A 12872-nucleotide genomic window follows, 5' to 3' on the forward strand; every position below is an offset into this window, starting at 1 on the left:
CAAAGGTCGTGGGGCATACCCATCAAGTATCGATGTTCTTAAGCTGGTCAACCACGGTTTCGATGACAGAGTGCTAAGAGATAGCTATTCCTCATTTACTCCGGTGATCGGATGCAACAGGTTCGCTTCGATGAGTAAGCGCCTTTCTTCTATAAGCTCCGCACGATTCAGTCTGAGAATTTTTGCTGTTACTCGCCCTCTTGCAGATAGAGGTAATAGTGAACCACTATGCAGCGAGAAGTGCTCCTGCCATACATCAATACGCGGGTTATAGAATGGGCAGAGTTTGCCTGTTTGAGGATCGATAGAGGCAATGTCGCTACCTTTGTACTGATTACAGACAGAACATGAAAGCGCTAAGTTATCGATCTTGGTGAGCCCACCGTGCTTTTCTGCGATGATGTGGTCTATGGAGAAAGGTATGAGCGACAACTTCTCAGGCACAAGACAATATTCGCAGTAGCCGATTGCGCGCTCATGTACCTGCTTTCTTAGCATCGTCGGAATGTAAGTGCTGCTCATAGCTAGCTAGCACTATTCAACTTGATGTAAGCCTTGGTTTTGGCGATGCGTACAAGATGTTCTGTGTATTCGTATCTTTGCCACAGTTTCTTTTCATCAGGTGTAAGTCCAGTGGTGCGACTTTTTTCTAGAAGGTGATTGATCTGTTCTTGCAGCTCAGCAGAAGGTCTCAAGGCAAGCGTTTCTTCGGGCGTAGGCAAACCTGCTAAAAACTCCAAGACAGCAGTGAGCCCTGAAAACCTATCTTGAGCATTGGCTTCTAGCTCTCGCAATCCAAATTCTAAGATCTGTGGGATTTGATCTTGAACGGTGTTGAGCCGAGCCGCAAGATCATCTGGTAGATCTAAAGTTATTTGCATAGTTCTGCATCCGGTTAGCCTACAAAGATAGCCTAGCTTACTTGTCGTATTGCTTCTTGCTGGCAAAGCTCAAAAGCCTAGGTCGGCGATCGCACTCTCCGCCGCTCTAAACACCATCTCATCAGGCATCTCTGCCCAGTTTGTATCTCCAATCTCTCTATAAAACTGTTCATCATAGGGCCGGGTTCTGACCACTACGGGCATTGGCACCGCATGGCCTAATAGCAGTGCCTGCTGCTTAGAGTCCAGCTTAGCCAGCACCGAGCGCAGGCTTTGCCCACCCGAGACGCCAGTGAAGATCGCATCGATGTCTTTTTCATCATTGAGTAGTGCGGTAATTCTTGTACCGACTTGAGACATCACCTCATTGTCAATTCCCGAAGGTCGCTGATCGACGACTAGCAAAGTGACAAAATACTTTCTCATTTCTCTAGCAATGACGCCAAAAATGGTTTGTCTTGCTGTCGCCGGATCTAGAAATCTGTGCGCTTCCTCGATGGTAATTACCAGCGGCTGAGGGCGATCGCATGGATTCTTACTCTGCAAGAACCGATCGGCCTTGCGTACGTAGCTAGAATGAATCCGCCGCGCAATCACATTAGTTGCCAGCATGTAAGAAAGCATATTGCTCTGCGAGCCAAATTCAATTACCACATGCTTTCCCGCATCGATGGTTTCAAGAATCTGATTCACGTAGTTGTGCGGGCAGCTACTGCGAATGTATTTCAGCTCTGCTAGGCGGGTGAGTTTGCGCTGTAGGGCCATAATCGAAGATTTGCTACCCATCTTCACTTCGCAGAATTCTTGGATCTCTTCGTTGCTCAGTTGCAACAGTCTGTTGATCCAACTGCTGCCAAATTCATTCCTCAAGATAATGGCATTCTCTAAGCTCGCTTCCGACAGATTCAGTTCACGACTAATCAACATCAGATCTTCTACATCGATCTGATCGAAGCTGATGTAAAGCTCTTGAGCGTCGCTGACCCCTCGCCGCTTGGTTGACTCAGGATCTAGGGTGAATATTTGCACCTGTCCTGGAAATAGCTGTCGCAGTCCTTTGACGGTGCTGAACTCTTTGCCTTCGCTGACCGCTTCCCAGCCGTATTCCGAATGCATATCGAAAATTAGATTGACCGCTGCCTGCTTGCGGATAATGCCCGAAAGGATCAGACGAGTCAAAAAAGATTTGCCAGTACCCGATTTACCAAAGATACCGTTGCTGCGCTCGACAAACCGATCGAGATCGATGCAGATAGGCACGTCCATATCAATCGGCTGACCAATCGCAAAGTTTCGCCGATGCACGTCATCTTCCCAGCCAAAGACTGCCCTGAAGTCTCTTTCTGAAGCGTCGTAAACCTGGCTGAAGTGTCCAGGAATTGTCTTGACGGGCAAAAGCTGAAGCGGCGCACTCGAATCCGTTTCATGAGTCGGATCAGTGTCCGGCGTAAACATCAGCATCGGCGTTAGATCGACTGTCCCATAGGTTCCTGAACCTGCCAAAACCTCTTGCAAAAAGATATTGTTTGGATCAGGGGGGCTAGCGACAATCCGCTGGCTAGCCATGCCGAGGGCGACGTCGGTCAGCATGCAAAAGAAGCGCGATCGCACGCCTTGCACGACCAGAAACTTACCCACCCGCATCTCTTCGACTAGCACATCTGGATGCAGCCGCACTTCCAGCCCCTTACTCAAGGAGCCCTGGATGACAGACCCTAACGGACGCAGCTCTTGCATGTCTAAATACCTTTTGGCCCTTCAGCCTAGAATTAACAAACTCTAGATAATGGGATTATGGTAACGGAAAGCGTCTGCTTAGTACACTAGAACTGAACGCCGACACCGCCTTGGATAGCTGTATTCGTATCTCCGCCGATGGGGATAATCGCATTGCCAAAGACCACTAGCCGATTATTCGTAAAGGCGTAGTCTGCACCGGGTTGGAGCACAAAGCTAGTGCCTTCGCCCATCACAGACCCCTCGCTGGCGAAGGTGACACCCGCACCGAGGTAGACGTCTAGGTTGAAGTTGACCGGGTAGTCGTAAGAAACGGTAGGAGCAAAGGCGGACCCTTCACCGAGAAAGGCTGCGCCTCGAACAGAAATTGGCAGCTCTAGAATATTGTAGCGACCGTTCACAGAAACGCCGATCTCACCATCTCCAAAAGCCCCACCAATTCCGATGTAGCTACCATACGCCGCTTGGGCTTTGGCGACGGTTGGGGTAGACAAGGCGATCGCCAGACCACCGACTAGCGCTCCTGTTGCCAATCTAGCCAGACGGCTGCCGAATCGAGTGATCATGTAGTCTTCCTCACAGTTGTACTTGTCGTAAATCAAGCGGCGTCACCAATCAAGACAGACGCAGAACGTTGGAGCAGTCCAACAATATCAATTGATTTACCGCACGTAATAACCTACCACGGGGACAGCAGTCAAGCGATAGAAGAAAAATGTCAGTACCGCAGATTGAAAGCTACAGATTAAAGGCTACAGAATTTGAGATAAGAACGCCTGGCTTCTCTCTTCTTTAGGATTGCTGAAGAACTCATCGGGTGTGTTTTCTTCTACTAGAACACCGCCGTCCATCAGCACTACCCGGTCAGCGACTTCTTTAGCAAAGCCGACCTCGTGGGTTACACACACCATGGTCATACCGTCTTTGGCCAGGTTACGCATCACATCAAGGACTTCGCGAACCATTTCAGGGTCAAGCGCAGAAGTCGGCTCGTCAAACAGCATGACTTTGGGCTGCATGGCGAGCGATCGCGCGATCGCCACTCGCTGCTGCTGCCCCCCTGATAGCTGACCGGGGAACTTGTAAGACTGCTCAGCAATGCCGACTCTGTCCAATAGCCGCATGGCAATTTCTTCTGCTTTGGCCTTGGGCCATCGGCGCACCCAAATCGGCGCTAGCGTCACGTTTTGCAAGACGGTCAGATGCGGAAACAGATTGAACTGTTGGAATACCATACCGACTTCTCGGCGCACTTCTTCAATGTCTTTGATGTCGTTGGCAATGCGGACACCATCGATCTCAATACTGCCTTCCTGATAAGGCTCTAGCGCATTGAACGTCCGAATAAAAGTTGACTTACCTGAGCCTGAAGGCCCCATGACTACAACCACTTCACCTTTATAGACATTCATACTCACGCCTTTGAGTACATGAAAGCCGTTGTCGTACCACTTATTCACGTCTTTGGCGACAATTACCGCCTCCGCGCCCACAGAATTGCGGGGCACAGCAGGCGTTTGAATTTCAGGTTGAGTCATTACAAAAAGTCCTCTAAGCGAGTAATATCAACATTATCGCAGGTCAGTATTGAGCGCTGCTTCTACCCGGCGGCTGCCATAGGTCATGCCGTAGCAGAACACCCAATAGATCGCGCCAATAAAGACATAAGCCGGGGCGAAGTCACCTAGATAATTGGGGTTGGCCAGCAGATTTCGGGTAATGCCCAACAGCTCTAGTAATCCCACAATGCCTAGCAGCGTCGTATCTTGGAACAGACTGATAAACTGCCCCACGATTGCCGGAATTGCCGTCTTCAGCGCCTGCGGCAGTACAATCAGCGCCATCGTCAGCGGTTTGTTTAAACCTAGCGACTGTGCTGCTTCCCCCTGACCTTGGGGCACAGACTGCAGTCCGGCTCGAACATTCTCAGCTAGGTAGGCAGCACTAAAAATAGTCAGTCCAATGATGGCTCGAACAACTGGATCTGGCCGCATGCCCTCCGGCAAGAACAGTGGAATCAGCACCTGTCCCATGAACAGAATAGAAATCAACGGCACCCCACGCACCAGCTCGATATAGGTTACCGAGAACAGCCGAATCAGCGGCAGCCTGCTCTGCCGACCTAACGCCAGTAGAACGCCTGCCGGAAAGCAAAGGGCAATACCGCTGACGGCCAAAAATAAAGTCAGCGTTAGGCCGCCCCAGGAGTTTGTCCGCACAGACTCTAAACCAAACTCTAAGCCGAGCCGGGTCGGCAGCCACCCCATCAAGACAAATACAGCGGCAAAACCAATTAGGAACAGCGCCACCTTGCCTATGTTCTCAAGCGTCCGTGGCTCTGAGAATATCCAGATCAGCCCCACACCGATGAGGACACCGACGACTCTCATCACCCACAAAAAGACGGACAGGCTAAGTGCTCCACTAAGAGTAGGAAAGAGAAGGTTTCCTAAGATGTAGAAGCCCACGTAAAAGCCAATAGCCAGCAGCGCTAATCTGCCAAGCGTCTGCGTCACTACTGGCACGCTAAGGCGAGAAGCAAGCTGCCAGCCGACGACCAGCCCTAAGCCAATTTGAAAGAGAACGGCATAGAGCAGGCTGTCTACAAAAGCGTTACCGCCTAGTAGATACAGCACCACAAAGTAAGAGATAAACCATCCGGCGGAAATGAACTGCGCGGCCTTAGAAAAGCTGCGTCCTATCCGCTGGCCTGCGATCGCGCCTAAAGCTAACAAAGCTAAACTGCCCAGCGAATAGACCAGATAGGGCCTAGTCATCGGCAGAACAATCAGCAACAGCGCCGCTATGCCGAGCGCTACAAGAACAGGCAAAGAAAATAGTCGCTGTTGATTGCGCGCTAGAATCCCCCAGCTCAACCCCGCCAAGGTCAAGACCAGTGCCAAGATAGTCCAGACTCGCCAGTAAGCCTCAGACGGATAAAGCCCTACCATGTACTGAGCAAAGTTCTCGGTAACAACGGCCCAAGGCGCTTGGACAAAGGCCCAGGTCAATATGCTGTAGAGCGCATAGATGATGATGCCACCTAGCACAATCGTTAAAACGCTGTTGAATGGACTATTGAATAGGTGCTTTTGAGTCCAGGCGATCGGGCCGGATCTTTGGACTCGGGGGGCACCGCGTTCTATCGGTCTAGAGCTGGTCATGAATGAGTGTCCTGTCCTGTCTGAGCGTTTTGTCGAGTGTCCTGCCTGAGCGTTTTGGCTTAGCGTTCCTTGAACTGAACTGCTTTGTTGAGCTGGTTCATGTTGAGAGAGATCAGCAGGTTGAGGGTGAGATAGGTCGCCATCATCATCAAAAACACTTCAATCGGCTTTCCGGTCTGGTTGAAGGTGGTATTGGCGAGGTTGTATAGCTCGGGGTAGCCGACGGCAAAGGCCAAACTAGAGTTTTTGGCCAGGTTGGCAAACTCGCTGTTAAGCGGTGGAATCAAGACTCGCAAAGATTGGGGGAAGACGACTAGCTGCATGGCTTTATCGTTGCTCAGACCGACTGAACGAGCGGCTTCCCACTGTCCACGCGGCACCGATTGAATGCCAGCACGTACAATCTCGGCAATAAATGCGCCTGTATAGAACGTCAGCCCTGTCACCGAAGCCACGTAGTTGACGGACATTTCTAAGCCACCCGATGCCTGCCCATTTTCTGCAATTTGAGGGGTGTTCCAATTAAAGGCAAATATCAAAATGGCTAGGGCTGCAACCCCAATCGCAATCATCACGCCCATCAATAGCTTGCCGTCATTGCCATCTTCCACCATAGATTTCAGGCGAATTCTCCAGATGATGAAGATAGCCACAGTCAAGATCGCGATCGCAATCACCCAAAGTCCTTCTGGGTTAGTCAATAAGGCAATAGCAGCCCCCTTAAAGAACAGCAGATCCTCTGCAGAATTACTCGCTAGCAGAAAGTAATCTACGATCACCACCGCCACAATGACCGCCAATGCGCCCAGGCGCTCAAGCCAGCCAGCAATACCGGCGGCAAACCGTCCATATCGAAACTTGTTAATAGAGTTCCACAACAGGCCGAACAGCAAAAGTGCTAGCCCTAACAACATGAGCGCGATCCAAACTTCACCCGGCAGCCCCGGCCCCGGTACGCTGATGTTTCTATTGTTGGCGACGACCCAAGCGGTACTAGGACTCGGTAAAACAATTTGGTTCGCTTCAGTCGGCACTGCTAGAAAGACGGCTGAGTACCAGAACACGAGCTGTAGCAACAGCGGCACATTACGGACTAAGCCGACATAGGTACGGCTGATTTTGTGCAGTAGCCAGTTGTCAGAAAAACTAGCCACGCCTGCGCTCACCCCGACGATTGTCGCAGTAATAATGCTGACAAAGATCAGTCTCAAAGAGTTGACGATACCCGCCTGAATCACTTTGGCATACGAGTCTTGGGTTTCATAGCCCAGCATATTCTCGCCAATGCCAAAGCCCGCTGGATTTTGTAAGAAACTAAAGCTAAACTCCGTGCCCTGGTTCCGCAGGTTTTGAGAAAGATTACCAAATAGATAAGAGAAAGTGACAAACACAGCAATAGTCACAATTATCTGAAAGGCAATCTGCCAGAATCTTTCATCTCTAAGCAGCGATCGCAAGCTATAGGCTCGAAGCAGCGATCGCAAGCTGTAGAGAAGCTGGGTTAAGTGTTGTGCCATAGCCTTCAATTAATCGAAAATACGTCGCTATCTCAAGAGACAGCATTCCTAACAGGTTTTTAGGTTCTATGTCTCTAGTTCTGTTTATACTCGCTTGATGATGCCACCCCAGACTAACCCCAACTTAGAGGCAACTATGCAGCAAAACTACACGACATTCCGTCTCATTGTTTACAAAATCAGATGCCTTATATTCTCAACCCTGTTTAGTCTCAGCGCTATTGTCAGCGCAGTGCCTCGCTGTTATAAGAGAGAATTGGTATGGATATCATAATCCTTTCGCACCAGCAACTTGGGCCTGATACGAAACGTATTATTTGATCCGACTTCCTGGCTTTAAACGAGCGAACGCAGGCAACCAAAACAATTGGTTACCTGCGCTCACTTATAAATAAAAAGGGTCAGATAGAAAAGGTTAGACAGACAAGGATAATCTGGCTATGTTTAGCGACCTAGCGAAATGGAGGAGAGTAAAGCAGTCCACCATCAGTCCATAGAGCGTTCTGACCACGCGGCAAGTTGAACTGGGAGCCTTCACCCAGGTTGCGCTCGTAGATTTCGCCGTAGTTGCCGACATGCCTGATGGCACGAAGCGCGAAGTCATTAGGCAGATCCATATCGGTACCCAATGTGCCCTCCTCACCTGCAAATCGTCTGATATTAGGGTTCTCGGTATCGGCTACAGTCGACTCAATGTTCTCAGAGGTCAAGCCTAGCTCTTCAGCCTCAACGAGTGCGTATGTTATCCACTTAACGGCATCAAACCAGGCAGAGTCATTGTTGATAGTGACAGGGCCTAGCGGCTCTTTGGACATGGTGACATCTAGCAGAACATGCTCATCGGGATTGGTCAGCGTACTGCGACGAGCAATTAGCTGAGACTTGTCAGAGGTCATCCCTTCGCAGCTACCGGCTTCGTACGCTGCATAGGCCGCGTCCGCGTCTTGGAAAGTCTGAGGGTCAAAGTTGACGCCTAGCTGACGCATTTGATCCGCTAGGTTAAGCTCAGTGGTTGTGCCGGCTTCTACACAAACCGATCTGCCTTCAAAGCCAGCTAGCTCAGTGATACCATCTGCTTCTCGCACCAGCATCCCTTGACCATCGTAGAAAGTAGTTGGCGCAAACTCCATCCCAACCGAGGTGTCTCGGCTAATTGTCCAGGTCGTGTTGCGAGCGAGCATATCGACTTCGCCACCTTTCAACGCCTCAAAACGCTCAGTCGAATCCAGGTTGCGATAAACCACCTGATCGGGGTCGTCGAACAGCGCAGCGGCAACTGCTTTACAGGTATCGACATCCAATCCAGAATATTCACCCGCTTCAACAAAGCTAAAGCCAGGAATACCGCCATCTACGCCGCAGATTAGCTCGCCTCGGTCCAAAACGGTTTGCAAACGGCTACCAGCACTGCCAACTGCATCACCGTCGCCATCGCCATCCGCTGCGCTGGTGTCTCCGCCTGGGGCAGCACAACTGGCCAACGTCATTACACTCATGCTCGCGGCGAGCATCAAACTCCATTTTTTCATTTTCAATTCACGCACTTCCGATACAAGGAACTCAACGGGCCTGATGAGTTGTCGATAGCAACCGAGGTATCTAATGATGATCGCTGATCGCACCCAGAAGAGATCGCAGTTAGGATCGCATCTAGAATTGCTAGCGAAAGACACCACAGTGCGTCTATACAACCTACCAGGCGGTAATTGCGCTCAACAGTATCATCTTTTTCACGGAGATAATCGGTGCTTGTGGCTACGGTCCTAGTCTCGGCAGCACCTATATGATTGTGCGAACGAGGCTAAGATGGCCGCTGGGCTAGGATTTTCGGCGATTGTGTGACGTAAATTACAAATGTGTTATCAATGCGTTCTCTATATGTGCTACTCAGCTTTTTGACAGATTTGAAGAGGTGTCAGCAGGTTGTGTAGGTGGTGACACCCGCCGTTAAATTATGCCTTTAGAGATCATGGCTTAGAAAATCGTGTCTTTGGAGAAATGCGCTATTAAGCCTGTTGGGCCAAATCTCGAATGAGCGGAATTCGAGTCTGGATGTACTGATCGACCGTAGGCAGGTGGCGCGAATCGAAAGTAGGGTCCGCTTTGAGGATATCAAGAATCCATTTTGAAAGACTAGAGTCGTCTAGAGAGGCAAGCCGCTGGCTGCGAGAGGCTTCGAGGATAGACCAAAACTGACGCAGAAGACGAATATCCATACATTAAATCCTTTAGATTGTCTTTATATTTACCGCATATCCGAAGAGTAAAACAGTGACTCATACTTTAAAACATTGTTCTTAACAGCGTTGTTATTACCGTTACATCCCTTCATTTCGTCGCTGTAGAAAACTGTGTCTTTGTATTGGTATGTGTATCTTTTTATCGACGTGTCTAAACAAACGCCATCAGGCGATCTAGGGTAGCGATCGCCCCGTCCGTAGTCTGCCCACTTACACTAAAAACCATTGATTCGCCGTAGACCCTCTGAGCCGGGTGGTCTAGCGTATTGGCCGCTCCACTAGAGGCAATGACGGCGGCTTGAGTGCAGGTATTCATCAGCGCGATCGCCTGCCCTCTAAGCGCTAGCTTTTGAGCATAGTTACTGATAGGTAAGGCAGCTATCTCAGGCAAATTTGACTGTAAACAGGTCAGCTTGAGCTTAAGCTGACTGGCAATATCGTGATCTATATTCCGCCGGTTTAAGGACTGTCCTAGTACGTCTATCCCGGCCCCAGCGCAGCCCAAGATTAGCCCTAGTGGACTGAGCGGGTTAGCGCGATCGCGTTCCTCTATCCATCCTTTGGGCCTATGCGCGACGACCTGCGCGGCTGGCAAGAGCCAATGTTCCATCTCCACCGCGACCGTATTCATGGATGACATCGCTGCAAGCCGCATTGGGTCACCCACCGTGATCTTTTGATCGCTGACTGTCTGTGTCACCAGCGGTATCAGGCCAAACACCGCCGAGCCATCCGCCAAAACCGCAGCGCCGACAAATTCGCTAAACAGTCCTGCGCCTGTTACCCAAGGAACCTGACCGCTGAGCCGATAGCCATCAGCAATGGGGTCTGCTCGCAAAGGCGCAGGCTGTCGGCGCAGCTGAGAAAAGCCCACCCCAACGCAGCGATCGCCCGTCGCCATCTGGGGCAAATATCTCTGCTTGAGCGCTTCATTTTCACCGCTAAGGATGAGGCTAGCAGCACTTTGGTGCTGAGTCTGAAGAAAAGCTAGCGCCCCTGAACAGCGGGCGATCGCACTTTGAAACTGCTGATACTCTTGCCCATCTAATCCCAATCCCCCGCTATCTAATTTCTCGCTATTTGACCTCGACGCCTCTGATCCTGATGCCTCTGCCTCTGATGACTGGGCTTGTGTCTCAGACAATTTCTTAAGCTGCTCCTTAGGCAGTTTCGGCGCTAGCCAGCCTTTTGCACCCAGCTCTAGAAAGGCTGAAAATAGCCTATCTGGCTGACGATCTAGCTGCTGCGCGACGGGCACAACTCGATTAGCCAGATGCTGCTCTAATACTTCCAACTTGGCAGCTTTTGACTCGACCTCTAATTTGAACTGGCTGTCGGTATTGGGATCAGTCTTGGTTGGAAAAGGCATGAACAAATGACGGGGCGGCTAGATCGCTTTGAGTTAAATTGCTTTGACTATGATAAAGAGAAGGAAAGGTATCTGCACTTTGTAATAAGTCTCTTTTTATGAAACTGCTGTGCATCAGCAACGGCCACGGTGAAGATGTGATTGCCGTACGCATCCTCAGCGCCATTCGTCAGCAGAATCCTGCTATCAATCTCTATGCCCTGCCTATTAGCGGCGAAGGCAGCACCTACCATCGAGCTAATATTCCGATAATCGGCAAAGCCAGAATCCTACCTTCAGGCGGATTTTTGAACCGGGATCCGCAGCAGCTTGCCAAAGACATGAGCGGCGGCCTGATAGCGCTGACCAAATCTCAGATCTCAGCCCTCAAGACCTGGGCCAAAACCTCCTCACCAGAGACCTTTTCACCAGAGACCTCTTCATCAGAGAGTTGTTACAACCGCCATATCCTTGCGGTAGGTGATATTGTGCCGCTGTTGTTTGCCTACTACAGCGGACTGTCCTATAGCTTCGTGGGCACTGCCAAATCTGAGTACTGGCTGCGAGACGAGTCAGGAAAGCACCCATCGCGCGGCCTTTGGAGTCGATTTGAAGGCTGGTCCGGCTCCATCTACCTACCCTGGGAACGCTGGCTGATGTCGCAGCATCGCTGTCGCAACATCTTTGTTCGTGATGAATTTACCGCTGATCATTTATCAAAGCGAGGTCTAGCCGCTCAATATGCTGGCAACCCGATGATGGATAACCTCTCGCCCGCTGGCGCGCTACCACAACTACCCCAAGAACAAAATCCAACCACACTGAATGTCTTGTTACTCCCCGGTTCTCGGCAGCCCGAAGCCTACGAAAACTGGAGCCGCATACTAGCAACTTTACCCAGTCTGATAAAAGCACTTCCCTACCGGACCCTGGTCTTACTCGGCGCGATCGCCCCTAGCCTTTCGCACCAAAAACTCATCGACTCACTTCCCACCGAGTGGACAGTCACCGATAGCACTCCGGTCACCTACCAACATCAAAACGCTACCCTGCTACTGACTAGCGCCTACAGCGATTGTTTACACACAGCCGATATTGCGATCGCCACTGCAGGCACCGCCACCGAGCAATTCGTCGGCCTAGGTAAACCCGCCATCACCCTCCCTGGCAAAGGGCCTCAGTTTACAAAAGCCTTTGCCACCGTCCAAGCCAAGATGCTAGGCCCTTCCATTCAGATAGTAGAAGAGGTCAATGCTGTTGGTAGTGCGATCGCCCAGCTCATCCAAGACCCAGAACGCCTCCAGCTAATTGATCAAAATGGCAAGCACCGCATGGGCAAACCCGGCGCAGGCAAAAGGATAGCGACAAAAGTCTTAGCAACGATGAACGATCAACATTAAAGCTAAAGAATAGTTGGCCAGGCTAGCGTTAGCAGCATAACAAGATTGCTAAACCAAAAGCAGAACACCAGCCACAATATGCTGGTCAACAGCTTATGCCTAGATCGCTGCTTTTGAGCCGAGTGAATAAGCCGTAGCCCTTGCCAAAGCTGCCAAACGCGAAATGCAGTATAGAGCGTGCCAACTGTAATGACCAGACTAGGCATCCAGATCTGACTAAGGATCTGTTCGGTGACAATCTGAATGCTCAGCAGCAGCGAGTAAAAGCCAAATATCTTTCGCGCTATGGCCTGCCTAAACCCGATCACAAAAGCAGCGGCTGGCAAAATGACGCCAATGGCGATCGCCAAATTCATCCATACGCGAATAAACCGCACCCCACCGTCTGCAAACTCAATTGTCTGAGCATCGGTAGCAAATCTATTGAGATCAGATAGCCTGTCGCGATCGCGATCAGCGTTGATAGCACAACGAAACCGATTGACGTTCTCCAAGTCATCGACTGCTGGCTAAAGCGGTTAGATATTCGCATAGTCACAGGCACGCTTACATTAGAGGTTTGTTTGATAAAGACCTGATGGTTAT

At 50.5% G+C, this 12872-nt stretch carries 12 protein-coding genes; 1 reads left to right on the top strand and 11 read right to left on the bottom strand.

Translation table 11 applies throughout. The features are described from left to right. Positions 1–84 precede the first annotated feature (84 nt). The 10 genes from IQ256_RS07110 to IQ256_RS07155 all read right to left on the bottom strand — a co-directional run bounded on the left by IQ256_RS07110 (position 85) and on the right by IQ256_RS07155 (position 10908). Positions 85–522 (bottom strand): HNH endonuclease, encoded by a 438-nt coding sequence (locus IQ256_RS07110; protein WP_193854843.1) that lies wholly within the window; start codon positions 520–522, stop codon positions 85–87. A 2-nt stretch (positions 523–524) separates the two neighbouring features. Continuing rightward, positions 525–881, bottom strand: a complete 357-nt coding sequence (locus tag IQ256_RS07115; RefSeq protein ID WP_193854844.1) for a hypothetical protein — start codon at positions 879–881, stop codon at positions 525–527. 69 nt (positions 882–950) lie between these two features. Beyond that, entirely contained in the window at positions 951–2618 is a 1668-nt protein-coding gene (locus IQ256_RS07120) for an ATP-binding protein (RefSeq protein ID WP_193854845.1), read from the bottom strand. Positions 2619–2704: 86 nt separating this feature from the next. After that, positions 2705–3184, bottom strand: coding sequence for a hypothetical protein (locus IQ256_RS07125; protein WP_193854846.1), 480 nt, complete (start codon positions 3182–3184; stop codon positions 2705–2707). 186 nt (positions 3185–3370) lie between these two features. After that, positions 3371–4156: an amino acid ABC transporter ATP-binding protein gene (locus tag IQ256_RS07130; RefSeq protein ID WP_193854847.1), complete on the bottom strand. Its 786-nt coding sequence runs from the start codon at positions 4154–4156 to the stop codon at positions 3371–3373. 33 nt (positions 4157–4189) lie between these two features. Then, complete coding sequence (locus IQ256_RS07135; RefSeq protein ID WP_228024651.1) at positions 4190–5782, bottom strand: amino acid ABC transporter permease; 1593 nt, start codon at positions 5780–5782, stop codon at positions 4190–4192. 59 nt (positions 5783–5841) lie between these two features. Continuing rightward, positions 5842–7299, bottom strand: coding sequence for an amino acid ABC transporter permease (locus IQ256_RS07140; protein WP_193854848.1), 1458 nt, complete (start codon positions 7297–7299; stop codon positions 5842–5844). Between the two features lie 452 nt (positions 7300–7751). Next, positions 7752–8810, bottom strand: a complete 1059-nt coding sequence (locus IQ256_RS07145) for an amino acid ABC transporter substrate-binding protein (protein ID WP_228024652.1) — start codon at positions 8808–8810, stop codon at positions 7752–7754. A gap of 495 nt (positions 8811–9305) precedes the next feature. After that, a complete protein-coding gene (locus IQ256_RS07150; RefSeq protein WP_193854850.1) occupies positions 9306–9515 on the bottom strand; it encodes a hypothetical protein in 210 nt (69 codons plus the stop codon). A 175-nt stretch (positions 9516–9690) separates the two neighbouring features. Next, complete coding sequence (locus IQ256_RS07155; RefSeq protein ID WP_193854851.1) at positions 9691–10908, bottom strand: acyl-CoA dehydrogenase family protein; 1218 nt, start codon at positions 10906–10908, stop codon at positions 9691–9693. A 98-nt stretch (positions 10909–11006) separates the two neighbouring features. Between IQ256_RS07155 and IQ256_RS07160 the strand changes: the two genes are divergently transcribed. Then, positions 11007–12287: a lipid-A-disaccharide synthase-related protein gene (locus IQ256_RS07160; RefSeq protein ID WP_193854852.1), complete on the top strand. Its 1281-nt coding sequence runs from the start codon at positions 11007–11009 to the stop codon at positions 12285–12287. 2 nt (positions 12288–12289) lie between these two features. Here IQ256_RS07160 and IQ256_RS07165 read toward each other — a convergent pair whose 3' ends face one another. Then, positions 12290–12781: a hypothetical protein gene (locus IQ256_RS07165; protein ID WP_193854853.1), complete on the bottom strand. Its 492-nt coding sequence runs from the start codon at positions 12779–12781 to the stop codon at positions 12290–12292. Between the last annotated feature and the right edge of the window lie 91 nt (positions 12782–12872).

The sequence above is a fragment of the cf. Phormidesmis sp. LEGE 11477 genome (genome assembly GCF_015207105.1).
Lineage (GTDB): Bacteria > Cyanobacteriota > Cyanobacteriia > Phormidesmidales > Phormidesmidaceae > Phormidesmis.

What these genes read in the sequence shown, in the direction of transcription:
- IQ256_RS07110 (WP_193854843.1), bottom strand. Translation starts at nt 522, where the DNA reads ATGAGCAGCACTTACATTCCGACGATGCTAAGAAAGCAGGTACATGAG.
- IQ256_RS07115 (WP_193854844.1), bottom strand. Translation starts at nt 881, where the DNA reads ATGCAAATAACTTTAGATCTACCAGATGATCTTGCGGCTCGGCTCAAC.
- IQ256_RS07120 (WP_193854845.1), bottom strand. Translation starts at nt 2,618, where the DNA reads ATGCAAGAGCTGCGTCCGTTAGGGTCTGTCATCCAGGGCTCCTTGAGT.
- IQ256_RS07125 (WP_193854846.1), bottom strand. Translation starts at nt 3,184, where the DNA reads ATGATCACTCGATTCGGCAGCCGTCTGGCTAGATTGGCAACAGGAGCG.
- IQ256_RS07130 (WP_193854847.1), bottom strand. Translation starts at nt 4,156, where the DNA reads ATGACTCAACCTGAAATTCAAACGCCTGCTGTGCCCCGCAATTCTGTG.
- IQ256_RS07135 (WP_228024651.1), bottom strand. Translation starts at nt 5,782, where the DNA reads ATGACCAGCTCTAGACCGATAGAACGCGGTGCCCCCCGAGTCCAAAGA.
- IQ256_RS07140 (WP_193854848.1), bottom strand. Translation starts at nt 7,299, where the DNA reads ATGGCACAACACTTAACCCAGCTTCTCTACAGCTTGCGATCGCTGCTT.
- IQ256_RS07145 (WP_228024652.1), bottom strand. Translation starts at nt 8,810, where the DNA reads ATGCTCGCCGCGAGCATGAGTGTAATGACGTTGGCCAGTTGTGCTGCC.
- IQ256_RS07150 (WP_193854850.1), bottom strand. Translation starts at nt 9,515, where the DNA reads ATGGATATTCGTCTTCTGCGTCAGTTTTGGTCTATCCTCGAAGCCTCT.
- IQ256_RS07155 (WP_193854851.1), bottom strand. Translation starts at nt 10,908, where the DNA reads ATGCCTTTTCCAACCAAGACTGATCCCAATACCGACAGCCAGTTCAAA.
- IQ256_RS07160 (WP_193854852.1), top strand. Translation starts at nt 11,007, where the DNA reads ATGAAACTGCTGTGCATCAGCAACGGCCACGGTGAAGATGTGATTGCC.